Origin of the sequence: Halobacillus rhizosphaerae, assembly GCF_046719735.1 — a bacterium.
Lineage (GTDB): Bacteria > Bacillota > Bacilli > Bacillales > Halobacillaceae > Halobacillus_B > Halobacillus_B rhizosphaerae.
Genome location: NZ_JAUTWQ010000005.1, coordinates 43,031 through 68,616 on the forward strand (window position 1 = coordinate 43,031; position 25,586 = coordinate 68,616).

The following is a 25,586-nucleotide window of genomic DNA, read 5'->3' on the forward strand; positions in this document are numbered from 1 at the left end:
GCTAATTAATTTACCTTTTATTTGACCGCAAGTAAAGGGGGATGGTGTCAGAATCTATCGGACAGCAGAGAGAATGAACAAGCTCTTCTCAGCATACTAATAGAACAGGAGGACAAGCCGGAGGGATGCATGTGTGGAAGTGGGTTTTATTCCTGACAGGATTTGGATTCTCGGTTGTTGGAGGAACTGTCACGATCGCTTATCTCAACCTCGTACCAGCCGGTTTGGGCTGGTGGGAGTTTCTAATTTTATTGCAGTCTCGAGTGGAATGCTATTTATTTCCTTTAGGACTAATTATGATAACTTTGGCAATTATGCTTATGAAAAATTGATTTATGTAAAATATGGTTTTAAAGAATAAAAAACCCAACATTGGTCATAATGTAACCTAAAGAGAAGCTCTTAGTGAAAGTGAGGGTCAGATATGCTGTATATGCATGATCTATGGGTAAACTGGTTTGAAGGTGAAGAAAATGGTTACAATATTTGCCGGTTTCATGAATGGCGAAAAGAAGATGGGATTGAATTAATCGACCAAATTCCTCTCGTCCTAGTGGATGATGAACTATTTGATTTTATTGAAAACGATTTGCAGGACTTGCCGCTATCATTACTTCAGGATATTCATCGAAGAACGTATATGAAGAAAAACCAGGAAAGAATTACGGTGGAGTACGCCGCCGTGGTAACAAATGGGAAGGATGTGATTGTATTTGATACACTAGGATACACGCTTCCCGTGAAAAAAAGCCGTCTCATTCCACGCCAGGAAAGATTAGTGTTTGAAATGGTAGAGGGCAAAAAGCCCGAAAGTTTTAAGATAGAGTCTTCTTCTTTGAAAGAACATCATATTCTATCTTTAGAACCTGGCAGAATGTCTGGATTGACGAGGAGAGAGCGTCAGTTAAAACAATTACTAATGATGGCACTGGACCAGCTTAAGCATTCAGATCATCCCGAAGAGGTAAGGTACTGGCTGACCGAGTGGGATCCCGCGCAGTATCCATCTATTAAGCAAATGACTAATGAAGATGCATGGGCGCATTTATATGAAGGAACGATAAATGGATGGGGCGTTCATCATGAAGATTTGTGTGAAAAACTTATTAAAGGGCAGCCTTTCTTTGAAACAATTTGGCAGGGAGAACATTCAGATGTTTCTACTCACCATTTAAACAGCCAGAACTGAATGATTTCAGTTCTGGCTGCTTCTTTATTTTCTCTTCTTTTTTACTCTTCCAAGCCCCATAGCTTTTTTAGCTTTCTGTAACATCTTGTTAGCAGTAAAGGAAGCTTTCTCGGCTCCTTTATCGAGAATTTCGTCGAGCTGATCGGAGTGGATGAGTTCTTCATATCGCTCTTGTATGGGTTTCAAAGTCTTTACTACAGCTTCAGCAACATCTTGTTTGAAATCGCCATAACCTTTATTTTTGTACTCCTCCTCTAATGAAGGAATTGATTTTCCAGTACATATCGAATAGATAGTTAATAAGTTAGCTACTCCTGGTTTATTTTCTTTATCATACTTTACAATTCCATCTGAATCCGTGACCGCGCTCTTAATTTTCTTGATAATTTTCTTTTCATCATCAAGCATGGAAATGAAAGATTTCTGGTTCTCATCTGATTTACTCATTTTCTTAGTAGGATCCTGCAGTGACATAATTCTTGCCCCTACTTTAGGAATACTTACTTCCGGAACGGTGAAGATGTCATTGAATTTAGAATTGAAGCGCTGGGCTAAATTTCTAGTTAATTCCAAATGCTGCTTCTGATCTTCCCCAACAGGAACAATATCGGTTTGATACAGCAGGATATCAGAAGCCATTAAAGGAGGGTAGGTAAGCAATCCCGCGGAGACCCCTTCTTTCCCCACAGTGGATTTATCCTTAAACTGAGTCATTCGCTCGAGTTCGCCAATATAACTGACGCACTGAAGCATCCAGCCGAGCTGGGTATGCGCAGAAACTTCTGATTGAATGAATAGGGTTGATTTGTCGGGATCAATCCCTGATGCCAAATATAACGCGGCTAGAGATCGAATGTTTTCGCGAAGCTTTAACCGATCCTGTGGGACGGTAATCGCATGCTCATCCACGATACAGAAGTAACAATTATCCTCTTCTTGTAAATCTACAAAGTGTTTCATTGCTCCAAGATAGTTCCCTAGAGTAAGAGTTCCGCTTGGCTGAATTCCTGAAAAAATAGTACTCATCTACTTCACCTCTCTAAATTTTAATACAAAAAAAATTCACCCGAACCTCCAATATGGAAGGGACGAATGAACCGCGGTGCCACCCTGATTACTTTTAATAGTAAAAAGTCAACTTGTTTCGTTAACGCCGAATTACGCCGATAGGAAGCTCAGAAGGCCCAATTCCTATTATCCGCTTCAGCTGTTTTCACCGGCCACAGCCTCTCTGATTTGAAGACCTGGATAAAAGTACTTTTCTTCTTCAACGCTTTTAATATTAGTTTGATCTTTAAAATTATATAAGAAAGCTGACGATGATGCAAACAACTATGCTTTATAGTAAAGAGCAAGTAAACCGAGCAGACCTACTGATAATGTAATGCCTTGGAACATAAAGAACTTGAGCCATGTACTATTAATAGTTTGAGAAGGAAGAGGCTTCTTCTCCCATTCGTCCATATAATCCCTGTTTTTAGCGAGTTTTCCGTGAAATCGTCTGAAACTGTAAGTGACGGCATCAAAAAAACCTCCGCGAATGACCAGCATCAGCAATCCTACAAACAAATAGAAGTAGGCAATGTAAAACAGTTGATTAATGTAATTAAAAAGATCATAGGCAGGTGCCCAGATAAAGAAAAACAAGGTTGTAATCAATAAGTTGAATATAATCATAAACCACTTATTTTTAAAAAGAGCCACGATCTTTCCACCTTTCATAAAAATCTCCCAACTATTATACCATGATTTTGAATATTGAGGTATTGTAAAACCTATTAATAAACAGAAAATTCTGGAATGACAAAAAAATGAATGTAATATTCACTCACTTTAATAGATAAACGCGTTAAAAGGTTGATATGATAAGGTTTATGTTTGTTTTTTATACAATATCCTTCATATTTAATTAAAATAGAACCTATTTCTTTGTAAAATAAACTAGGTAATAAGTCTCATTTTATGTCATCGAAAAGTAACAATGATGGGCTTTAATCTAGTTTTATGAAAAATATTTAATGCAAAATAGTTAGAAAACTTGTATAATTCGATATGTGGACAACCTGTCCGCGATAAAATTTAGAAAATCATTAGGGGAGGTCATTTTCTACATGAAAAAGACAAATTGGTTACTGCTAGTACTCGCACTAGTACTTAGCATGTTCCTTGCTGCATGTTCTGGCGGCGGAGATAGCTCAAGCTCTGACGACAGCAACAGCGGGGATGATAATAGTTCTTCAGACGCTTCTGGAGACAGCAAACAAGTACTTAATATTATGGACACAGCTGAAATTCCTACAATGGATGCTTCACTTGCAACTGATACCGTTGCCTTCCAATGGCTGGGTTCAACTACAGACGGACTTTATCGTCTAGGCAAAGATGCAAAAGCTGAGCCTGGAATTGCAAAATCTAATGACGTAAGTGATGACGGTCTTACATGGACATTCCATTTACGTGATGATGCTAAATGGTCTAATGGCGACCCGGTAACAGCTAACGACTTTGTATACGCTTGGCAGCGTGCTGTAAACCCGGATACTGGATCTGAGTATGGTCCTTACATGATGGGCGGCGTTATTAAAAACGCTGAAGCTATTGCTAACGGAGACAAGCCAGTAGATGAGCTTGGCGTTGAAGCAAAAGACGATACTACATTTGTAGTTACTCTTGAAAAGCCAATTCCTTACTTCAAATCTCTAACTACTTTCGGAACATTCCTACCATTAAACAAGAAATTTGTTGAAGAAAAAGGCGACAAATATGCACTGGAAGCGGACACTCTTCTTTCAAACGGTCCTTTCAAAATTACTGAATGGAATCATGGTGAAGGCTGGACGCTAGAAAAGAACGAAGATTACTGGGATGCAGAAAACGTTAAACTTAAAAAGATTAACGTTAAAGTTGTAAAAGATACTGCTACTGGTGTAAACCTTTATGAAACAGGTCAAGTTGACCGTACAAATCTATCTGCAGAATTTGTAGATCAGTATCGTTCTTCAGATGACTACAAGATTAAAGAAGAACCAACCTTGTTCTATTTGAAAATTAACCAAACAGCTAACGACATTCTAGGAAATGTTAAAGCACGTAAAGCTATGCAAATGGTTATTGACCGTAAGAGTATGGTTGACGTAATTCTTAATAACGGTTCTATTCCTGCTGTAGGTGACGTTCCTAAGAACTTCGTTAAAGATCCAGAATCTGGTGATGACTTCCGTGATGTTAACGGAGATCTAGTAACTTATGATGTGGATAAAGCTAAAAAACTTTGGAACGAAGCTAAAAAAGAAGTAGGAAAAGATTCATTTGAAATCGAGTATCTTGGCGGCGACACTGAAACTGCGAAGAACATGGATGCTTACATTAAAGATCAGCTTGAACAATTAGATGGTCTTACAATTAAAGTAACTTCTGTACCATTTAAAGAGCGTCTGAAACGTGATACTGCTATGGATTATCAGCTTCAGAATTCCGGTTGGGGTCCTGACTACATTGATCCAAATACCTTCTTAAATATGTGGGTAACGGATGGTGGAAACAACATGACTGGTTACTCCAGCGAAAAATATGACAACCTTATCAAGCAAGCTAATGATGAGTATGCTCTTGAACCAGAAAAACGTTTCCAAAACTTCTTGAAAGCTGAAAAAATGCTAATCCAAGATGACGCTGTACTAGTACCGCTTTATCAGCGTGCACTTGCACAACTTTGGAAACCTTATGTTAAAGATGTTCAAGTTAACCCAATGGGGGCAGACTATAGCTACAAATACGCTTATATTGAAGGTAAATAATTACCATTTGAACCTTTTCGAATTAAATATAGGCTGACTTAATAGGGGAGAGAGTATATAGCCATCTAGCTGGCGTATGCTCTCTTTTTCCCTGTAAACAAAGTTTTCTAATAATAGACAAATTTCTGTCATTTCAATAAACTATAGGTAAGGGTTTAAATTTAATAGGAGGTGTGGAGATGACTCGTTATATAATTCAAAGACTAATCTACATGATTATAACGATGTTCTTAATTGCTACATTTACGTTTTTCTTAATGAAGTTCCTGCCAGGTACTCCTCTGACAGCTGCAGATAAGCTATCAGAAGCTCAACAAGCTATTGTATTAGAGAAGTATGGCTTGAATGATCCTGTTCCTGTTCAATACTTTGACTACATTACCGGCTTGTTCCAAGGAGATTTAGGGATTTCTTTCCAGTTTGATAATCGTGAAGTTTCCACGATCATCATGGAACGCATGGGACCCTCACTTCAGTTAGGTTTCCAGGCAATGCTTATAGGAACAATTTTTGGTATGCTGCTTGGATTAGTTTCCGCAATTTATCACAATGGTTTCTTAGACTATGGTTCTGTATTTCTTGCGGTAATTGGTAAATCAATTCCTTCGTTTGTGTTTGCTGGAATTTTGCAATACTTTATCGCTGTAAAGTTAGGCTGGTTCCCAGTTGCATTGTGGGAAGGCTGGGAATACTCTGTCTTACCAACGGTCGCGTTGGCCATCTTCCCAATTGCAGTTGCAGCCCGCTTTATGAGAACAGAAATGCTCGAAGTATTGGGATCCGATTACATTACTACTGCCCGTGCTAAGGGTGTAAACAAATTTGGTGTCGTATTTAAGCACGGTGTCCGTAATGCTTTGATACCTCTTGTAACGGTACTTGGGCCATTGGCAGTAAGTTTGATGACGGGTACATTGGTTATAGAAAACATCTTTGCTGTACCAGGGATTGGTGAGCAGTTCGTAAAAGCGATTAATACTAATGATTTTCCTATTATTATGGGTACTACGTTATTACTTGCTTTCCTTTTCATCTTCATCATCCTGGTCATTGACTTGCTATACGGTGTCATTGATCCTAGAATCCGACTTGCAGAAGGAGAGTAGTCATTTATGGAAAACCAAAAACCATCGAAAGATTTATTTGTACCCGTAGATACGCAGAACTCAGAAACTGAGAAGATAACCCGGCCAAGTCTTTCTTTTTGGCAGGACTCATTTAGGCGCTTACGTAAAAACGTAGGAGCTATGATTGGATTAGCGGTTTTAATTATTTTGATTTTAATGGCCGCTTTTGGACCCTATATGAATCAATACGGTCAATATGAACAAGATCTATCAAGAGCTAAAATGCCGCCTAAAGTTGAAGGGCTGGAGTGGCTCGGCCTTAATGGCACACTTTCAGACACATCGAAAGGCGATACAGTAGAAGAAGCAACAAAGAAAGCTATGATGAGATTTAACAATCAGGAAGATTACATTAAAACAGAAGTTGTAAATGATGGAAGTAATGGAAATCCGGCAAAAGTTAAAGCCGTATATGATGTATATGCAGCAAAGGATCTGAAAGAAAACTTTTGGTTTGGTACAGACGGACTTGGCCGTGATTTATGGACAAGAACCTGGGAAGGCACACGTATCTCTTTATATATTGCTTTCTTAGCGGCCGCGATTGATATGCTGATTGGCGTTGCTTACGGTGGTATTTCTGGATATTATGGAGGAAGAATTGATAACTACATGCAGAGAATCATTGAGATTCTTTTAGGTATTCCTAACCTAGTCGTTGTCATTCTAATGATTCTGATTCTAGAACCAGGGTTATTATCCATCACCATAGCGATAACGGTAACCGGCTGGATATCGATGGCAAGGATCGTCAGAGGACAGATTCTGAAGCTGAAAAGCCAGGAATTTGTTTTAGCCTCGAAAACATTAGGGGCACCTGATGGTAAAATTATTAGAAAACACTTAATTCCGAACGTTACTGGTTTAATTGTTATCAATACAATGTTTACGATTCCAGCAGCTATTTTCTTCGAAGCTTTCTTAAGCTTTATTGGTCTCGGTATGCCGACGCCAATTGCTTCACTGGGAACATTGATTGAAGACGGTTTTAAATCGTTGCAGATATATCCACATATTTTATTATTCCCGGCCATAGTTATTTCTCTTCTAATGATAGGGTTTAACGTATTGGCGGACGGTCTTCGTGATGCATTTGATCCGAAGATGCGCGAATAGGAGGTAGGTGTACAGAATGGAAAAATTTCTTGAAGTTAAAAATATGCATGTATCCTTTGACACCTATGGCGGTGAAGTAAAAGCTGTACGTGGGGTAAGTTTTGATTTAAATAGAGGAGAAACGCTTGCCATTGTTGGAGAATCAGGTTCTGGTAAATCTGTAACAACGAAGGCATTAATGCGGTTAATCCCTTCTCCTCCGGGTCGTATCAAAGAGGGAGAAATCCTGTTTGAAGGAAGAGACCTGGTTAAGAAAAGTGAAAAGCAAATGCAGAAAATTCGTGGTAAGGAAATCTCTATGATTTTTCAGGATCCTATGACTTCACTAAATCCGACGATGAAGGTCGGAAACCAGATTATGGAAGGTCTGATTAAACACCAGAAAATGAACCGCTCCCAAGCGAGGAAACGGGTTATTGAATTACTGGATTTAGTAGGAATTCCTGATCCTGAAAACCGTATTAAGCAATACCCGCACCAATTCTCTGGTGGAATGCGTCAGCGTGTGGTAGTAGCCATTGCGCTTGCCTGTAATCCTAAATTGCTTATCGCAGATGAACCTACAACAGCGCTTGATGTTACGATTCAAGCTCAAATTCTTGAATTAATGAAAGACATTCAAAAGAAAACGGATTCTGCTACGATCTTTATTACTCACGATCTTGGTGTTGTCGCCAATGTCGCAGATCGTGTCGCCGTTATGTATGCAGGTAAAATCGTCGAAATCGGCACAGTAGATGATATCTTTTATAATCCTAAGCATCCATACACTTGGGGACTGCTTGGCTCAATGCCTTCCCTGGACAGTGAGGATGAAGAATTATATGCGATCCCTGGGTCGCCTCCTGACTTACTAGACCCGCCAAAAGGAGACGCTTTCGCAGCTCGTAATGAATATGCGATGAAAATTGACTTGGAGCAAGAACCTCCAATGTTTAAGATTTCAGATACTCATTATGCTGCTACTTGGCTATTACATGAAGATGCGCCAGACATTGATCCTCCAGCAATCATTAAAAAGCGTATGGAAGGTATGGCTAAATCATCAAGCAATGCGAAAGGTGATCATCTATGAGTGAAAAACAGAAATTATTAGAAATACAAAACCTGAAACAGCATTTTAAAACTGGTAAACACAGTGTCGTAAAAGCCGTAGATGGTTTAACCTTTGATATTTACAAAGGAGAAACCTTTGGATTGGTGGGAGAGTCAGGCTGTGGAAAATCCACAACCGGCCGGACGATTATTCGTCTCTACGATGCCACAGACGGAGAAGTTTATTTTAACGGAGAAAATGTTCACGGTAAGAAAGACCGTGCCGAGTTAAAGAAATTCAATCGTGAAATGCAAATGATTTTCCAGGATCCTTATGCTTCCTTAAATCCAAGAATGAAAGTGTTGGATATCATAGCAGAAGGCATGGACATTCACGGTTTAGCTGAGAATGAGAAACAAAGAAAAGCCAGAGTTCAAGAATTACTTGAAACTGTAGGCTTAAATAAAGAACATGCCAACCGCTATCCTCATGAATTCAGTGGTGGCCAGCGTCAGCGTATTGGAATTGCCCGAGCTTTAGCGGTAGATCCAAGCTTTATTATTGCGGATGAACCTATTTCAGCTTTGGATGTTTCGATTCAAGCACAAGTAGTAAACTTACTAAAGAAACTTCAGCGTGAACACAACTTGACGTACTTGTTCATCGCTCACGATTTGTCGATGGTTAAGTATATCAGTGACCGTATCGGGGTTATGTACTTTGGGAAAATGGTTGAATTAGCGGATGCAGATGATTTATACAAACATCCTATTCATCCGTATACTCAATCCCTGCTCTCTGCCATTCCATTACCAGACCCGGATTATGAGCGTTCAAGGGAACGGTTCACATACGATCCTAATGATCATGATACCAGCGAACAACCGGAGTTTCGTGAAGTTCGTCCCGGCCATTGGGTTTCTTGTACAACCAAAGAATTTGAGCATTATAAAAAAGAACATGGTGTAACCGTATAGAAAATTCCAAGAAAGGCCTTGCTAGTGCAAGGCCTTTCTTTCATGGATGAAGAAATTTAATAGGTCAATAGGTTCAAAATATGGAAATATAACAAAAATTTGCCTGGAGGATCTGTTCATAGCTAGTCATTCTCTTATATAATTAAGGAGAAATCATAAACGGAAGTAGGGTTTAAATGGAAAAAAAACATAGGAACATGATTATTATTCTGGGGATGCTGATTTCTTTCGCTTTACCTATACATAATGTAGCAGCTGAAGATAATAGTTCTTCTAAAGAAGGGAAGCTCTTGACCGGAAAGGAAATTGCGTTAAAGAAACTGGAAGTTCCAAGTCCTGCTGCCCGATATATGTATGACTCCGGGCTCAACTTCAAATACCCTGATGCAGTAAGAGGGATTTATGTTACAGGACCATCAGCAGGCGGACAACGAATGGCGGGATTAACGAAATTAGTGGAATCGACTGATTTAAATGCTATGGTTATCGACATTAAAGAAGAAAATGGAGATATCACCATTAAGCCTGAAAAAGGTTCGCCATATGAAGATATGGCTGAAGACTTTATCGACGAACCTAAGAAATTGCTCAAAACACTTGAAGAAAAAGGAATTTATCCAATTGCCAGAGTGGTGGTTTTTAAAGATTCCGAACTGGCAAAAAAACGTCCGGACTTATCTTACACGGACAATGGCAAGGTATGGACAAACAGTAAAGGGGAAGCCTTCGTTAGTCCTTTTATGAAAGAAGTGTGGGAATATAATGTTGGTATTGCCAAAATGGCTGCTGAACTCGGTTTTCAGGAAATTCAATTTGACTATGTACGATTCCCCGAAGGATTTGGTAACCGCGACCATAAGCTATCCTATAGTCAGGGGGATTACGCGGATCTTGAATTGACGGATGTAGAGAAACGTGTGAAAGCAGTAACCGATTTTGTGAGATATGCTAAGGATAAATTAAAGTACTATGGTGTTGACGTTTCTGTTGATATTTTTGGTTATTCAGCAACGATTAAAGAAGCTCCAAACATCGGGCAGAATTTCTCGAAGATATCGAGCAATGTCGATGTCATCTCATCGATGATTTATCCAAGTCACTGGGGCCCTTACTTTAATATTGCAAAACCCGACACGGAGCCATATAAGTTGGTAAGTGCTTATGCAGAGGTTGAAAATCAAGTCATCAGCAAACTCGATCACAAGCCTACCTCTCGTCCTTGGATCCAGGACTTTGAAGCTCCATGGTTATACTCTGGACCCACGAAGCAGTATGGTAAAGCTGAAGTAGAAGCACAGATTCGAGCGCTCAATGAACATGGGATAAATGAATTTCTGCTTTGGAATGCAGGCAATAGTTACACTTCAAATGTCGACTATACTCCAATGGACTAAAGGGCAGAGGAATAGTGCCGGCAGTTAACCGGCACTATTTTTATGGTTAAATTTGTCTTATACAGGGTAAAGTATTAATGATAGATGCTTTCAGGGGATTTAACAATTTGGAAATAATTCGGTATAATAGAATTGACTAAATGACAAGGGAGTAGATCAATGAATTGGTATGAAAAGTTAAACGAATATTTTCCAGTACAGGAAATGAAATCGAAAGAACATATGGAAGCTTTATTAAAAGAGAAAAGTGAAGTTTACTATAAAGATGAAGGTGAACATCATGTTATGATGTATGCCGAGTTCGATTCTTTTATTTTTATTGACTATGTATACGTTTCCACTGCTTCACGCGGTCAAGGTCTTGGCCATAAATTAATTGAAAAAATGAAGGCGAGACAAAAACCAATCATCCTGGAAGTAGAACCGGTAGATTATGAAGATACCGATTCGGAAAAGAGACTTCGTTTTTACCAGCGTGAAGGGTTCAAGCATGCTCAGTCTATTGGATACACTAGAAAGTCTTTAGCGACTGATGAACCTAATCAAATGGAAATTCTTTATTGGTCACCTGAAGATGCATCAGAAGAGCATATTTACGAACAGATGAAAAAAATGTATGAAGAAATTCACACATATAAAGATGATGAATTTTATGGGAAATCTTACCAGCCGGTGGATGAAGTTCTCACCCTGGACGATGAACGTGAAACGAAGGATATTCTTGAAGAGTTAGGAAAGTCTAACAAAGCTTAATTTTGAAAATACCCACCATAATAAATTGGTGGGTATTTTCAATCTCTATTAGTAGTTGAAAATATAATCAAATACATTTAGAAAATTATCTTTTTTAGGTTTTACATAGGTTAATTAGTGGTATACAGTTCTGTGTAAACAAATTCAGTGATTACAAATGCCTGCTATATAGGTTTCTATTCAAGCAAATATAGATTTTAATTGACAAGTATGTTATAGTTTAGACAGGGTTAATTTATAGTGATTTTAATCTAACAAGTATTTAAATTCTTTATCATAATACATTTTGAGGAGTGAAGTTTCTGTATGGTAACACTTTATACCTCACCAAGTTGTACATCTTGCCGTAAAGCAAAAGCTTGGCTTGAAGAACATAACATTTCGTATACTGAAAGAAATATTTTTTCTGAGCCATTAACACTTGATGAAATCAAGGAAATTCTGCGCATGACAGAAGATGGAACAGAAGAGATTATCTCCACACGCTCTAAAGTATTCCAAAAACTAAAAATTGATTTTGATCAGCTTCCTATGCAAGACTTGTTTGATCTCATTCAAGAGAATCCTGGATTGCTTCGCCGTCCGATAATCATTGATGACAAACGTCTGCAGGTTGGATACAATGAAGATGAAATTCGTCGCTTCCTTCCAAGAAGCGTACGCACTTTCCAATTAAAAGAAGCTCAAAAATTAGTTAACTAAATAGTGGAAGGCTGTCCAGCTCACCAGAGTCCGGCAGCCTTTTTTATTTAAAAAATTTTCATATGACTTCTGAGGAATTCCTTTTGTTCAGTACATAACCAGACACTATTATGATAATGACCATTGCTATGGGCAAATAGTGTTGAATGTAAGGGTAGGATAAGATTATTCTCAGCACTTGCTGATCTTCCAGCACCATTTCTGCAGCCGTATAAGCAAGAATTCCTGCCCCAAAATAAATAAGAAGTGGAAAATGATCCATTAGCATAAGGATAAAACGGCTTCCCCAGACAATAATAGGGACAGATACAAGTAAACCCACTATGACCAGCGCAATGTTATCATGGGCTGCACCAGCAATTGCCAGAACGTTATCAAAGCCCATAACAATGTCGGCAAATACAATAGTTCTTACAGCGGAAAATAAACTGTCACTTGCCTTAATGTTTTCAGAATCATCCTTTTCCGTCAACAATTTCATGGCGATGTAAAACAGAAGCAAGCCGCCAATAAGTTTCAAAAACGGGATTTGCAATAAATAAAGGGCAATGGCTGTGAGAAGGACTCTGGCAGCAACGGCTAAGCCTGTCCCAAGGAAAATGGCTTTATTTCTTTGGTGGGGAGGAAGTCTGCGGCTAGCTAGAGCAATGACGACCGCATTATCACCACCTAAAATTATGTCGATGCTGATGATGATTAATATGGGTTCAAGTGTTTCCCAACTCATTTGAAATTTCCTCCTCTATGTAGTGACAAACTGATAAAAATAGTCTAGAATAAAACATCAACTTAAAAATTCTTGGTTCTTTTGGAAAGGTGGAAAGCTTGGTTCTGGTTATAAGCTGATTTAAAAGCAATTTGTTTTCCATTTAGCCATTACTGTCATACAATAGAAGTACACCATTTCTTACATCTATACATCAAGATGATTGAAGTATGAACCTAAAGGGTAAGGATAAAAAATAGCGATGTTAAGGGTGAACAATCCCTTCCCCCTGATTACATGACAGAAGGGAGCGAGAATTATGGAAATAGAACGGATAAATGAAAACACCGTTAAATTTTATGTTTCTTATCAAGATGTCGAACAAAGAGGTTTCGACCGAGAAGAAATTTGGTATAATCGTGAACGAAGCGAGCAGCTTTTCTGGGAAATGATGGATGAAGTTAACGATCAAGAGAATTTTCAGGCAGATGGTCCTCTATGGATTCAAGTTCAGGCAATGGACAAAGGTTTAGAAGTGATCGTAACAAAGGCACAAGTTTCTCAAGATGGTCAAAAGTTGGAGCTGCCGGATGAAGACGGTAAAGCCATTGACGTACCAGTTGACGAGAAGCTCGAATCGCTGCTTGATAATAAATTCAGCCATACAGAAACTAATGAGGAACAAGATGATGATGAAGAGTGGGATGACGACGACAAACCATTTGAACCGTTAAACTTTACTTTGAGATTTAATGAGTTTGAAGATGTTATTCAATTGAGTCATTATATCGCACCAAGTTATTCTGTAGATAATCGTCTATTTCATTTTGAAGGCCACTACTATTTATATATTCAATTTAATGATGAAAATATGAGTGATGATGAGCAAGAAAATATTTTAAGCCAGATTATGGAGTATGGTCTTGAATCCACATTAACCATATACAGACTGCAAGAGTATGGGGTATCTATCTTTAGTGAAGATGCTTTAAAGCAAGTAAAACAGTATTTCCCGATTCAATAATAGATAGAAAGCACACGAATATAGTGTGCTTTTTTTTGTTTTTTTAGAGGGTTTTCATTTATCGTGGAGAATAATATCGAAAGGAGGTGGAGGAATGTTTTATGCTCTTAACCAAAATGGCAAAAGGTGTTCGCTTTATCATTTACCTAAATCCCATTTGGAAAAGTTGAAATTAGAAGAGTTTCACTGCCCAGTGTGTAAGGAAGCCGTACATATAAGGTCAGGGCCGAAAGTTACAGCGCATTTTGCTCACTATGCGAAGAGCGACTGTGAGACATTGACTGGTGGGGAAGGAGTCTATCATGAATCAGGGAAGTGGCTGCTTTATCAGTGGCTGAATAGTCAGAATTACTCTGTACATTTAGAGCATTACATTTCAAGTATTAATCAGAGGCCGGATATATGGCTGTCTTATAAACAACGGAAGATTGCTATTGAATTTCAGTGTTCTAGAGTTCCTATCAAAGTGATTGAAAGTCGCACTAGAGCTTATCAGAAACATGGAATCTTTCCGTTTTGGATTATCGGGTGCAACCAATTTGAGCGTCAAGGGCGGCAAGGATTTAAATGGAATCAATTCTTACAGTCTTTTCTCTACAAATTTCATGATTCTTTACACCTTTTTTTCTTCGATGTTCACTCTCAACGGTTTATTATTTGTCACTCCATACAAACACTCTCCAATCGCAAAGCTTTTCATCACCCTTTTATTATTTCCCTTTCAGAGCTATCTTTTCCACAACTCTTTACCCCCCGTGCAAATTCTACGTATTCCTTATTTCAAAGATGGGAAAGACTAATGTATACCTATCGAACGACCCCTCAAAATTCTCTGCATCAGAAAGAACACCAATTTCGCCAGTATTTATACTTAAAGGGGATTTACTCCTCGTTAATTCCAGCCGTATGCTTTCTCCCTGTAAGAGGTCAATCACTGCTGGATATTCAGCCCTATATGTGGCAGACACGACTATTACTGGATCATTTCCATGAGAAGTCAATTGGGGATAGAGGTAGATTTCCTCAAAACCGAGTAAAAGGTTTGACAGGATTTACTTTGAATCCTATTCAGGAGTATGAACAACTGTTAAGTCAATTAGGATTTCTTGAGCTGAATTCTCAAGGGGGATGGGTAAAGAAAAAGGAATTAATTTTCCCGAAACATATCGATGAAGCTCTAAAAGATGATAAAAATATACTAAAATTATTAAAAAATAACAAAAATTATAACAATTAGGAAGGGATTCAGCTGAAAATCGAGAAATCTTTAGGGTGACGAATTTTAGAAGGAGGATGTTCAATGGCATCTACGAAACAATTACCAAAAAGAGAAGAGGTTCCTGTAGAAAGGACCTGGAAATTAGAAAACATATTTGAAACAGATGAGAAGTGGTACGAAGAATTAGAAAGTATTAAAAAAATGCTCCCTGAGATAAAAGAATTCAAGGATAGTCTAGGTGAATCGGCAGAGAATTTATATAATCTTCTCTCCTTTCAAGATAAAATTTCTAATAAGATCGGTCGATTATTTGTATACGCCCATATGCGTTATGATCAGGATACTACCAATTCTCACTATCAGGAGATGAATGCTAAGGCTGAGAACCTGTATACAAAAGTCGCCTCGGAGATGAGTTTTATCATTCCCGAAATTCTCTCGCTGCCTGAGAACACAATCAAAGAATTTCTTGAAGAATATGAGCCGCTTCAGCTGTATGAGCACACTCTGAATGAAATTACTCGTCAGCGTGCCCATGTGTTGAGTGAAAAGGAAGAGAAACTGCTCGCTGGATTTTCTGAAATTGGAGCTAACCCATCTCAAACGTACGGAGCTCTAAATAATGCTGATTTAACTTTCCCGTCCATAAAGAATGAAGATGGCGAAGAAGTGGATCTGACCCATGGCCGTTATATCGGCTTCTTAAAGTCTGAAGATCGTCAAGTTAGGAAATCGGCCTTTGACGCCATGTACGATACATTTGGCTCTTTCAAAAATACATTTGCTTCTACATTAGGCGGAAATGTGAAAAAAAATAACTTTAATGCTCATGTTAAAAAATATGATAGAGCTAGACAGGCGAAGCTGGATAACAACAATATTCCGGAAACCGTTTATGATAACCTTATCGAGGCGGTTAATGAGAGGCTTCCGCTGCTTAACCGCTATGTAGAACTTAGAAAGAAAGTTCTAGGACTTGATGAGCTGCACATGTACGATCTCTATACTCCGCTCGTCAAAGATGCGGAGCTTGAGGTTACTTACGATGAAGCGAAGAGTTTAGTTCTCAAGGGGCTTGCTCCTTTAGGGAAGGAATACCTCTCCATCATAGAAGAAGGCTTTGAGAATCGTTGGATTGATGTGGAAGAGAATAAAGGGAAGCGGAGTGGTGCATATTCTTCCGGGCACTACGGCACCAATCCATTTATACTGATGAACTGGCAGGATAATGTAAATAATTTGTTTACATTAGCACATGAGCTCGGTCATTCCCTTCATAGCTATTATACGCACAAGAACCAGCCGTATCGCTATGGCAATTATTCTATCTTTGTAGCAGAGGTGGCATCGACCTGCAACGAGGCATTGTTAAATGATTATTTGCTGAAAAATACCAAAGAAGAAAAAGAAAAACTTTATTTGCTTAATAACTTCCTGGAAGGGTTTAGAGGTACAGTCTTCCGTCAAACCATGTTTGCAGAATTCGAGCACGAAATTCATATGCACGAACAAAATGGTGAAGCGCTGACTGCGGATAAGCTGACTGAGCTCTATTATGATTTGAATAAGAAATATTTTGGGGAGAATGTAGTGGTGGACGAGAAAATAGGCTGGGAGTGGGCACGGATTCCTCACTTCTATATGGGATATTACGTCTATCAGTATTCCACGGGCTATGCTGCTGCGACTGCTCTTGCTGATCAAATACTGACGGAAGGCGACCAGGCTGTTGAACGTTATAAAGGCTTTCTAAAGGCAGGAAGCAGCGATTACCCAATAGAAGTACTTAAGGCTGCCGGAGTGGACATGACCTCAAAAGAGCCAATATTAGCAGCGCTGGATGTATTTGAAGAGAAATTAAATGAAATGGAAAAGCTTCTTAAATAAATTAGGCACACTAAGAAAAAGAATACAAAGGAGAAAACCCGAACCGTTGATATATCCATTGGTTCGGGTTTTCTCTAATGGCGTCCATGATTTCTCCAGTTTTGTAGTCCGCGGACATAGCCGGAGTCTATTTTATGAAACCTTTAAAGCTTTTTTTGTGAGACATCAAGGAAATAAGTAAGTATAGGGCAGCGAACAGCAGAGGAGAAGTCAAATAAAGAGGAAACAGTCTCATCAGGGCTAGGATGTGCAGCATTACTAAAAAGAGAATGACTACAATCCCAGTGAAGATTGTCCAACGCTTCATAAAATTCCCCCTTTGGTTCATACTTATGAACTCAGGACAAAAATAGAACAATTAAAAGCCTCCCATTATGGGAGGCTTTTATCCGATATATTCCCAGAAAGCCCCATGTTTTACGGGGACTTCTCTGACTTTTTGCTTCAGTACTAGTTTTTTCATTTCTTTTTTAGCCTGCTGCTCGCTCCAGTCGTACACAACTGCGATTTCTTTGTTAGCTACAAATCGGTAGTGCATTAAGAAATCTTCCAGCTCGGGTTTTACAGAAGGTTTAGGTTCCTTTTGGAGCATTTCCTGTAAAACTTTCACGTAAACTTCGTATGAATAAATTCCAGTGATCTTCAGACCTGCATCTTCTTCATATTCATTGAAAATAACTAAAGTTGGAGTAGTCTCTACTTCCATTTCATGAGTGAGTTTCAAATCGCACTGCAATGCTCGCTTAGCAGCTTCAGAGTGCAGATCTTTTTTAAATTCATGGACATCTAGTTTGCTTTTGTTCGCACATTCGATTAAAATCTCTTCCTCAGAAATATTCTTCTTCTCCAAAAATACGTATTCCTGTACTTTTCTTAAGAATCGCATTCCTGCTTTTTTGCCTTGCAGTTCTGCTGCTTTCACAGCTAGTGACGTAGCCAGCGGGGAAGAAATGGGGTTCTCCAGCCAGACATCCCCATCACAGCACATTCCCGTTCGTGTTGCTGTGTTGTCCCATACTTTTTTCAGCTGCTCAGGCTTCTCAACTTTATTCTGCTGCAATGAAGCCAGCTTTCCGCTAATAATCGGCCGAAGTGTAAAAAATCGGCCATATTCGATAGTGAGCTTTTTCAGAAAGGGTTCAAGAGACCAGCATTCGGGACAAAGTGGATCAATAAATACATAAATTTCAATAGGGCGTTTTAATAAATCAAAAAATCCGCTCGCTGTCCCTTTGGTTTCGTCCTTACTGTTGAGGCTTTTCCAACTCACATCGATTCTCCTTTCTCTTCTTCGGGTGTGTTCATCATGTGGTTTGCGGTCATAGTTAAACGTTCAAAAATAGCAGTAAAATACGGCTCCTCGATTTCTGTTTCAATAAGAGCCGCTTCCATACATGCAAGCCAAGCATCTCTTCGTGCCGGGGTTATTTTAAAAGGGAGGTGCCTGGCTCTTAACATAGGGTGTCCATGTTCTTCTATATAGAGCGCTGGTCCGCCGAAAAATTGAGTTAGGAACTGCTTCTGTTTCCTGGCGGTTTCCGTTAAATCTTCCGGAAAAATCGGAATTAGATCTGCATGCTTGCTGACTCGCTGATAAAAAGCTTCGACCAGCTCACTGATTTTCTCAGGTCCAATCGCTTCATAAATTGTATTAGGCTGATTTCGCATAAGATCCCTTCCTGTCTTTAACTAATTTTAGCAACGACCAAGGGTTCCGGCAACTATTCTGATTGAAGCTTTGCCTGGTAAAACCTCTTAATCTTATTGTCAGTCTCTCGTTTTGGAATATTCAGTTCTTCTAAAAGCTGCTTTATAACCTGTTGTCCTTGTTGAACAGAAGCTGCTTCAATTTCCAATTCATAGTCTTCACGGCCATAATACAAGCTATGGTCCAGTACGACTGTAGTCCCTTGATATTCCATTTCTTTTCTTCTTGTTGTAAGGGATCCTAAATAGATTAAGTCTTTGCTTTTGACACCAAGCCCCTTCAACTGCTGGACAATATCTGGTTTATCAACGGGTTTGTTCTGAATCCATAAATTAGCTTCTTCAGCTGTTAAGGATGCATGTGTTTCCAGTAATCCTTCTGAATGAGGCTGCTTTAAAGTCAAAGTCCATTGGTTATCTTTTTTTCTAATTCTAAGAGCGGATCCCTGAGCTCTTAATTGAAGGTTTTTCGTTTCAAAGTAATAATTGGTTTGTTCAATAAGTTCGACAGTATCAAAGGAAAGACGGTTTGATAACCGAGTAAATTCTTCCTCAGTAAGTAAGTTTTTAAATTCAATTTCTATTTCTTGGCTCAAAGGGGAGGACCTCCTTATTATTATGATTTATTTTTAGGCATAAATGCAAAGATTAGCTAATTCTGCCATTGATATTTCTGCTAGGTCTTAACTTTATGATACAATGAATATGAGTCAAAACGCACATATTTACTATATAGATTGGATACATAAAGGTGGTGCGCGGCATGAATTGGGACACATTTATTGCACCCTATGCACAAGTAGTGGATGAATTAAAGGTTAAACTAAAAGGAATGCGTCAACAATTTGAATACGAGCGAGAGCAATCGCCGATTGAATTTGTCACCGGGCGGGTAAAGCCTAAATCAAGCATTATTGAAAAAGCAAGAAGGAAAGCCATTAATCCTGAACAGCTAGAACAGGAACTTCAGGATATAGCAGGCGTCCGTGTGGTTTGCCAGTTTGTAGATGACATTTATTCTGTTGTGGAGATGCTGAAGAATCGTCATGATTTTAAAATTGTAGAAGAAAAAGACTATATCTCTGAAAAGAAAGACAGCGGGTATCGATCATTCCACGTGATTATAGAATACCCAGTCGAAACTATTCATGGGGAGAAGCTTGCGCTAGCAGAAATCCAAATAAGAACACTTGCTATGAATTTTTGGGCGACGAATGAGCATTCTTTAAATTATAAGTATGCAGGTAAAATCCCAGGTGAAATAAAATCTCGTTTGAAAAGGGCCGCTGAGGCAGCTTTTCAACTGGATGAAGAGATGTCTAAGATTAAGCACGAAATTCAAGAAGCTCAGAAAGCTTTCCGCAGAAAAGAAGAACTGAAAAAACAGATGAAGAAATAGAAGAGGAGTTGAAAAGCCCTATGAAGTTCTCGATTTTGTCAAAAGGTGATCAAAAATCGAATGAAATCCGTTCTAAAATTAAAAATTATTTAACTGAATTTAAATTAGAATACAGCGAGGAAGAACCGGATCTCGCCATTTCTGTGGGAGGGGACGGAACATTACTGGAGGCTTTTCATACTTACGTCCACAGACTTGACAAAACCGCATTTATTGGCATTCATACTGGTCACCTGGGATTTTATGCAGACTGGATGCCGGAAGAGCTGGAAAAACTTATTATTGAAATTGCCAAAACTCCTTTTCAAGTGGTGGAATATCCCCTTCTAGAAGTCATAATCAGACCTCAGGATGGGGCAGAAGAAGACAGCTATCTTGCTTTAAATGAATGCACCATTAAAACTTCTGAAGGATCAGTCGTATTTGACATAGAGATAAAAGGGGACCACTTTGAGACCTTCCGCGGGGACGGTCTCTGTATTTCCACCCCTTCTGGAAGCACTGCCTATAATAAGGCATTGGGAGGAGCGATTCTTCACCCCTCATTAGAAGCGATCCAGATTGCAGAAATGGCATCTATTAATAACCGTGTGTTCCGAACAATTGGTTCACCTTTAATTCTGCCAAGCCATCACACCTGTTTGCTCAAACCATTAAATGACCGAAGCTTTCTCATAACAATTGATCACATTACGAGGACGTATAAGGATGTGAAATCGATTCAGTGCCGGGTATCTAGTGAGAAAGTCCGCTTTGCCAGGTTCCGTCCTTTTCCATTTTGGAAGAGAGTTCACGATTCGTTCGTTTCTGATGAGTACTCCCATTAATGCGGACCGAGAGACAATGGGTCATTCAAGAGCACAGCAATGGAATGGCGGTTAGAGAATTTCTGAAACAAGAAGCACGTTTTTCGCGCCAATTTTTCAAAAAGGTGAAGGAGTCCGGGGCTGTTTACTTAGACGGTAAGCAGGTTAGGCTTCATAAATCTTTAGAAACAGGTGGAAAGCTTAAGGTAATCTTTCCTGAAGAACGAAGATCAGCCCGGATCCTTCCTGAAGATCTGCCGCTGTCAATAATTTATGAAGATGAGGATTTCATCGTAGTGAATAAACAAGCAGGGATAGCGGTATCTCCAAGTGTACAGCATCCAAGTGGAACGATTGCTAATGGACTGGCTTATTATTACGATCAGCATAATATTTCTTCAGCGGTCCATATTGTTACCCGGCTTGATCGAGATACGAGCGGGTTAATGGTGGTTTCCAAGCATCAATACGGCCACGCCCTTTTGTCGGAGCACACCGATCTGAAACGTCAGTACGTGGCGCTTGCCGAAGGGATGTTCAGTGAAGAAAGTGGACGGATTAGTGCTCCGATTGGGAGAAAACGTGGTTCTATTATCGAACGGGAAGTTCAGCCTGAAGGAAGACCTGCTGAAACGGATTATAGGATCATTCAAACCGGTAAAGACAGGACACTGGTTGAATTATCTTTATTGACGGGGAGGACCCATCAAATTCGTGTTCATATGAGTCACATCGGTCATCCACTATTCGGAGATACCCTTTATGGAGGGAAACCTTCCCCCTGGTTAACGGGGCAGGCTCTCCATTGCTGCAGAGTGGATTTCAAACACCCTTTTACCAGCGAATTTCTTACCTTTTCTCTTCCGATTCCTGATAACTGGCAATACTAAAAAACCAGCTTTTTCTAGAAAGGCTGGTTTTTTAGTATCTGAATTTGTCTTCGATATAAGGCATTGTAGAGGGAACACTAACAATTTCTTCTTCAGGAAGGCGGAAGGCGGTGAGTTTATTTCCAAATACACAGCCGGTATCGATATTGACTGTCTTATTCACAAATCTTGGTTCGTGGACGGGCGTGTGCCCGTAAACAATCCATTTGTCTCCATTATAGTCTTGAGCCCAATCTCTTCTCACCGGGCGGCCATCCGGAAGTGTTTCCCCTGTGATGTCTCCGTATAACACAAACGAAGCTACCTGTTTATTGGTTTTGCCGATATCAATTTCACGAATTCCCGCATGTGCGACTACAGCATTCGCTTCAGGGAGCAAGTGATAAAGAGGGGAAGATTCTATCAGCTCCATAAATTGTTGTTTAACATCTACTTGTTCAGGTTGAGTTAATTGCTTGTATTCTTCTATGGTTGTTTCCAGTCCATGCCTCTCCTTTACAGGGTTGCCCAAAAAATATCGATACAGCTTATTACAGTGGTTCCCGGGTACGTACAATCCCAGCTTTTCTTTCACAACTAATTTATACACCATTCGAATGGTTTCAATTGATTCCGGACCTCTATCCGTTATATCTCCAACAAAAACTGGAACACGTCCATCCGAATGGACAGGAAGGTCGTTTTGCCACGCATAATCTAATTTAGTAAATAATGATTTGAGTTCTGTTAAACACCCATGGACATCACCAATAATATCGAATTTCATAGTCATTCTCCTCAATCAAAAATGGTGAAGATTTATTAAGCATCCCCACCGTTTCTAATCTGTATTCTTGCCTTGAGGATCTAAAAGCTCCTCTTCGCTTTTGGATCATCCAGCTGCGAGTCGCAGATCCACGCGGTTCTAAGCTATCAACTTCCAGAGGGGGAAATTCGCCCCTCTTGCAGCTGCTAGCTTAGCCCGGAGGATCTAAGCGCTCCTCTTCGCTTTTGGATCATCCAGCTGCGAGTCGCAGATCCACGCGGTTCTAAGCTATCAACTTCCAGAGGGGGAAATTCGCCCCTCTTGCAGCTGCTAGCTTAGCCCGGAGGATCTAAGCGCTCCTCTTCGCTTTTGGTAACTACTCAAACATATAGGTTCGTGTTCTTGATTTGACGTTGAGTACGATACCTATGGTTAGTAGATAGGCGAGTGTCGAGCTTCCTCCATAGCTGAGGAATGGAAGCGGCAGGCCGGTAATTGGTAATAGCTGCAGGGACATTCCAATGTTTTGAAATACTTGGAAAGTAATCATAGCAACGATTCCGACAATCAAATAGCTGCCAAACGAGTCGTTACTCTCCATAGCTACTTGCACCATTCGATAAATTAATAAGAAAAATAATGTGACGACTATGCTTGAACCGACAAATCCGAATTGCTCGGAAACGGCGGTAAAGATCATGTCGGTGTGACGTTCAGGTACAGCTACTTCTAAATTCCCGACACCTTTACCTATTAATTGGCCGGACCCAATTGCGGTAATTGCTTTAATTAACTGTAAACCAGCTCCCTGTTCATTCTTTTCTGGCTGCAGCCAACCGTAAAATCTTGAATCTACGTGAGCAAAGATGGATTCTTCCATAAAGGTAGTAACTTGAGTGAAGTCGATATAGAACATCAGTGTGACACCAGCTACTAATAGAACGAAGAATCCCAAAATGGATAAGATGATTTTCCATTGAATGCCGGAGACTAATGTCATAAAGCCAGTTATGGAAGCAAGAACTAGAAAAGTTCCCAAGTCAGGCTGGACAGCTACAAGTCCCATAGGAACAATTGAAATGAGAACGATTTTTCCTAAAAGGTAGAAGTCCGTTTTAATGGTTTTCGCAGCATTTTTTTCATTGTGCCGGACGATTATGTGAGCAAGTGTTACGACTAAAAAGACTTTCATAAATTCAGAGGGCTGAACGGTGACTCCTCCAGGAAGCTTAAACCAGCTCACTGCCCCGCCTGATTCATGGACGATGGAAGGCGGGAAATTAAAAAAGATCATCAGAAGCATGATAACCCCAAACCCGTAAAGGACCCAGACGATTTGATGAAGACGGTCATAATCCAGAAGCATGACCACTCCTGCTCCTGCCCCGCCTATTATGTACCATACGATTTGTTTCACATAGACGCCTTGGTCAGCGGCTCCTAATATCGGATTGATTGTATATAAGGTAAAGCAGCTGATGGCACCAAAAGCTAAGACAACGAGTATTATTGTAAAGTCTATCGGTGATGTTTGTTGGTTTTCATTCATGTTTGTTCCCTTTCTCTGCAGCAATCTGTTAAACTACGGTTATAATTGTAAGTTTACATCATTCCTGTTGCTTTTTTAAGTAACTGTGACCAATTAATAAAAAAGAAAAACTTTAATTGACAAACATGAACTGCCCAATTAAGATTAAACGGTTGAAAAACCTGTTTCTCCAAAGGAGGGAAGGCTGATGGAACATTTAGAAGATCATGAACGAAAACAAATGTGGGAAACCATTCAGGATGCTCTATTTAATGATCATATTGATCAATTCCGAGCTGAATTTCTTGAATTGCACCCATACGATCAGGCTCGTATTTTTGAAGAAATGGATGCTGACGTCCGTTTGCAAATTTATACGTATTTATCTCCACAAGAAATTGCGGACGTCATGGAACATATAGATTATGAAGAAATCGAACCTTTCTTTGCTGAAATGGATCCCCGTTTTGCAGCCCAGGTCTTTGCTGAAATGTCGACCGATGACGCGGTGGATATCCTGAATGAATTAGATAAAGATAAGGTAGCGAGTTTCTTAACGATCATGGATGATGATGCTGCAGATGAAATAAAAGACCTTCTTCACTATGAAGAGAAAACTGCAGGATCCATTATGACCACCGAATTTGTTGTGGTTAAAGAGGCAATGACTATTCGAGAAGCTATGCTTCACTTAAGAAAAGAAGCCCCGGATGCAGAGACTATTTACTATACTTACGTGATTGATGAAGATAAAAGATTAGTCGGTGTTATTTCATTAAGAGATCTCATTATTTCTGAAGAAGAGTGGTTAATTTCGGATGTAATGAGTGAACGTGTCGTGTCTGTTTCAGTAGGAGAAGACCAGGAAGAAATTGCACGCATGATGCGCGACTATGACTTTCTTGCCTTGCCCGTCTTGGATTTTCAGCATCATTTACTTGGTATTATCACTGTAGATGATATTATGGACGTTATGGAAGAAGAAGCAAGTGACGACTATTCCAAACTTGCCGGTATTTCTGATGTTGAGAGTGCGGATGAAAATGCTATTCAATCTGCTAAGAAAAGACTGCCCTGGCTGATTATCCTCTTGTTTCTAGGGAGTTTTACTGCCAGTTTGATCGGCCGTTTTGAAGAGACTTTAGATAAAGTTGCTATCTTGGCGATATTCATCCCATTAATTGCAGGTATGGCAGGAAATACAGGTACTCAGGCTCTTGCCGTTGCTGTACGAGGTATTGCAACAGGGGAAATTGATAAACAAGGGAAATGGAAATTGATTCTTAGGGAAGCGGCAACGGGATTGATCACTGGCATTTCTTGCGGAGTGTTAATCACCGGAGTCGTTGCACTGTGGCAGAATAATATATATCTTGGATTATTGGTAGGTCTGTCTGTTGCATTAACTCTGGTAGTCGCAACATTGGCAGGTTCTCTCGTTCCTCTCTTAATGCATAAGTTTAACATTGATCCAGCCGTTGCTTCCGGACCTTTTATAACAACGATCAACGATATTATTTCGATTCTCATTTATTTTGGAATGGCAACTGCTTTCATGAACTTATTGATTTAGGGAAAGGAGGT

The 25,586-nt window shown here is 39.6% G+C and carries 26 protein-coding genes and 1 other annotated feature; of the genes, 17 read left to right on the forward strand and 9 right to left on the reverse strand.

Annotated elements, in window-relative coordinates; translation table 11 throughout:
* Positions 1–125: 125 nt before the first annotated feature.
* Both Q7A53_RS07355 and Q7A53_RS07360 read left to right on the forward strand, forming a co-directional pair.
* Complete coding sequence (locus tag Q7A53_RS07355; RefSeq protein WP_411788496.1) at positions 126–332, forward strand: hypothetical protein; 207 nt, start codon at positions 126–128, stop codon at positions 330–332.
* Positions 333–424: 92 nt separating this feature from the next.
* Positions 425–1,189, forward strand: a complete 765-nt coding sequence (locus Q7A53_RS07360) for a YjbA family protein (protein WP_411788497.1) — start codon at positions 425–427, stop codon at positions 1,187–1,189.
* Positions 1,190–1,213: 24 nt separating this feature from the next.
* Here Q7A53_RS07360 and trpS read toward each other — a convergent pair whose 3' ends face one another.
* Positions 1,214–2,215: a tryptophan--tRNA ligase gene (gene trpS, locus Q7A53_RS07365; RefSeq protein ID WP_411788498.1), complete on the reverse strand. Its 1,002-nt coding sequence runs from the start codon at positions 2,213–2,215 to the stop codon at positions 1,214–1,216.
* A gap of 55 nt (positions 2,216–2,270) precedes the next feature.
* Positions 2,271–2,469: a binding site (T-box leader), on the reverse strand.
* Between the two features lie 52 nt (positions 2,470–2,521).
* On the reverse strand, positions 2,522–2,893 hold the full coding sequence (locus Q7A53_RS07370; protein ID WP_411788499.1) for a DUF3899 domain-containing protein: 372 nt from the start codon (positions 2,891–2,893) through the stop codon (positions 2,522–2,524).
* Between the two features lie 407 nt (positions 2,894–3,300).
* Here Q7A53_RS07370 and Q7A53_RS07375 point away from each other — a divergent pair, with 407 nt between their 5' ends.
* From Q7A53_RS07375 to spxA, 8 genes are all read left to right on the forward strand, one after another.
* Positions 3,301–4,986 (forward strand): peptide ABC transporter substrate-binding protein, encoded by a 1,686-nt coding sequence (locus Q7A53_RS07375; protein WP_411788500.1) that lies wholly within the window; start codon positions 3,301–3,303, stop codon positions 4,984–4,986.
* 179 nt (positions 4,987–5,165) lie between these two features.
* Entirely contained in the window at positions 5,166–6,092 is a 927-nt protein-coding gene (opp3b, locus tag Q7A53_RS07380; protein WP_411788501.1) for an oligopeptide ABC transporter permease, read from the forward strand.
* Between the two features lie 6 nt (positions 6,093–6,098).
* Positions 6,099–7,229 carry an oligopeptide ABC transporter permease gene (gene opp3C / locus Q7A53_RS07385; protein WP_411788502.1) on the forward strand — a complete coding sequence of 377 codons (1,131 nt, stop codon included), beginning with the start codon at positions 6,099–6,101 and terminating at the stop codon, positions 7,227–7,229.
* Positions 7,230–7,245: 16 nt separating this feature from the next.
* Positions 7,246–8,304, forward strand: coding sequence for an ABC transporter ATP-binding protein (locus Q7A53_RS07390; protein WP_411788503.1), 1,059 nt, complete (start codon positions 7,246–7,248; stop codon positions 8,302–8,304).
* A complete protein-coding gene (locus Q7A53_RS07395) occupies positions 8,301–9,242 on the forward strand; it encodes an ABC transporter ATP-binding protein (RefSeq protein WP_411788504.1) in 942 nt (313 codons plus the stop codon). Before Q7A53_RS07390 ends, Q7A53_RS07395 begins: the two co-directional genes overlap by 4 nt.
* Before the next feature lie 176 nt (positions 9,243–9,418).
* Positions 9,419–10,636 (forward strand): putative glycoside hydrolase, encoded by a 1,218-nt coding sequence (locus Q7A53_RS07400; RefSeq protein WP_411788505.1) that lies wholly within the window; start codon positions 9,419–9,421, stop codon positions 10,634–10,636.
* Between the two features lie 159 nt (positions 10,637–10,795).
* On the forward strand, positions 10,796–11,389 hold the full coding sequence (locus Q7A53_RS07405; protein ID WP_411788506.1) for a GNAT family N-acetyltransferase: 594 nt from the start codon (positions 10,796–10,798) through the stop codon (positions 11,387–11,389).
* A 306-nt stretch (positions 11,390–11,695) separates the two neighbouring features.
* Positions 11,696–12,091 carry a transcriptional regulator SpxA gene (spxA, locus tag Q7A53_RS07410; protein WP_411788507.1) on the forward strand — a complete coding sequence of 132 codons (396 nt, stop codon included), beginning with the start codon at positions 11,696–11,698 and terminating at the stop codon, positions 12,089–12,091.
* A 58-nt stretch (positions 12,092–12,149) separates the two neighbouring features.
* Here spxA and Q7A53_RS07415 read toward each other — a convergent pair whose 3' ends face one another.
* Positions 12,150–12,818, reverse strand: a complete 669-nt coding sequence (locus Q7A53_RS07415; RefSeq protein ID WP_411788508.1) for a TerC family protein — start codon at positions 12,816–12,818, stop codon at positions 12,150–12,152.
* 298 nt (positions 12,819–13,116) lie between these two features.
* Here Q7A53_RS07415 and mecA point away from each other — a divergent pair, with 298 nt between their 5' ends.
* From mecA to pepF, 3 genes are all read left to right on the forward strand, one after another.
* Entirely contained in the window at positions 13,117–13,821 is a 705-nt protein-coding gene (gene mecA / locus Q7A53_RS07420; protein ID WP_411788509.1) for an adaptor protein MecA, read from the forward strand.
* A 94-nt stretch (positions 13,822–13,915) separates the two neighbouring features.
* On the forward strand, positions 13,916–15,058 hold the full coding sequence (locus tag Q7A53_RS07425; RefSeq protein WP_411788510.1) for a competence protein CoiA: 1,143 nt from the start codon (positions 13,916–13,918) through the stop codon (positions 15,056–15,058).
* Between the two features lie 63 nt (positions 15,059–15,121).
* Entirely contained in the window at positions 15,122–16,927 is a 1,806-nt protein-coding gene (pepF, locus tag Q7A53_RS07430; RefSeq protein WP_411788511.1) for an oligoendopeptidase F, read from the forward strand.
* A gap of 127 nt (positions 16,928–17,054) precedes the next feature.
* Here pepF and Q7A53_RS07435 read toward each other — a convergent pair whose 3' ends face one another.
* The 4 genes from Q7A53_RS07435 to Q7A53_RS07450 all read right to left on the reverse strand — a co-directional run bounded on the left by Q7A53_RS07435 (position 17,055) and on the right by Q7A53_RS07450 (position 19,230).
* The gene (locus tag Q7A53_RS07435; RefSeq protein WP_411788512.1) at positions 17,055–17,234 is read right to left on the reverse strand and encodes a hypothetical protein; all 180 of its coding nucleotides are present in this window, start codon (positions 17,232–17,234) and stop codon (positions 17,055–17,057) included.
* 78 nt (positions 17,235–17,312) lie between these two features.
* The gene (locus Q7A53_RS07440) at positions 17,313–18,197 is read right to left on the reverse strand and encodes a ClpXP adapter SpxH family protein (protein WP_411788513.1); all 885 of its coding nucleotides are present in this window, start codon (positions 18,195–18,197) and stop codon (positions 17,313–17,315) included.
* On the reverse strand, positions 18,194–18,595 hold the full coding sequence (locus Q7A53_RS07445; RefSeq protein WP_411788514.1) for a globin domain-containing protein: 402 nt from the start codon (positions 18,593–18,595) through the stop codon (positions 18,194–18,196). Before Q7A53_RS07445 ends, Q7A53_RS07440 begins: the two co-directional genes overlap by 4 nt.
* 53 nt (positions 18,596–18,648) lie before the next feature.
* Positions 18,649–19,230, reverse strand: coding sequence for a CYTH domain-containing protein (locus Q7A53_RS07450; RefSeq protein ID WP_411788515.1), 582 nt, complete (start codon positions 19,228–19,230; stop codon positions 18,649–18,651).
* Positions 19,231–19,397: 167 nt separating this feature from the next.
* Between Q7A53_RS07450 and Q7A53_RS07455 the strand changes: the two genes are divergently transcribed.
* Genes Q7A53_RS07455 through Q7A53_RS07465 form a run of 3 tightly spaced genes read left to right on the forward strand, consistent with a single transcriptional unit; the run spans position 19,398 to position 21,729 of the window.
* Positions 19,398–20,033, forward strand: coding sequence for a GTP pyrophosphokinase (locus Q7A53_RS07455; protein ID WP_411788516.1), 636 nt, complete (start codon positions 19,398–19,400; stop codon positions 20,031–20,033).
* A gap of 20 nt (positions 20,034–20,053) precedes the next feature.
* Complete coding sequence (locus Q7A53_RS07460; RefSeq protein WP_411788517.1) at positions 20,054–20,860, forward strand: NAD kinase; 807 nt, start codon at positions 20,054–20,056, stop codon at positions 20,858–20,860.
* Positions 20,860–21,729 (forward strand): RluA family pseudouridine synthase, encoded by an 870-nt coding sequence (locus Q7A53_RS07465; RefSeq protein ID WP_411788518.1) that lies wholly within the window; start codon positions 20,860–20,862, stop codon positions 21,727–21,729. Before Q7A53_RS07460 ends, Q7A53_RS07465 begins: the two co-directional genes overlap by 1 nt.
* Before the next feature lie 31 nt (positions 21,730–21,760).
* Here the strand turns inward: Q7A53_RS07465 and prpE are convergent, their stop codons facing one another.
* A complete protein-coding gene (gene prpE / locus Q7A53_RS07470) occupies positions 21,761–22,495 on the reverse strand; it encodes a bis(5'-nucleosyl)-tetraphosphatase PrpE (protein ID WP_411788519.1) in 735 nt (244 codons plus the stop codon).
* Between the two features lie 355 nt (positions 22,496–22,850).
* A complete protein-coding gene (locus Q7A53_RS07475) occupies positions 22,851–24,023 on the reverse strand; it encodes an FtsW/RodA/SpoVE family cell cycle protein (protein WP_411788520.1) in 1,173 nt (390 codons plus the stop codon).
* Between the two features lie 187 nt (positions 24,024–24,210).
* On the opposite strand from Q7A53_RS07475, the gene mgtE reads away from it, so the two are divergent.
* On the forward strand, positions 24,211–25,575 hold the full coding sequence (gene mgtE, locus Q7A53_RS07480) for a magnesium transporter (RefSeq protein WP_411788521.1): 1,365 nt from the start codon (positions 24,211–24,213) through the stop codon (positions 25,573–25,575).
* The last annotated feature ends 11 nt before the right edge of the window (positions 25,576–25,586 follow it).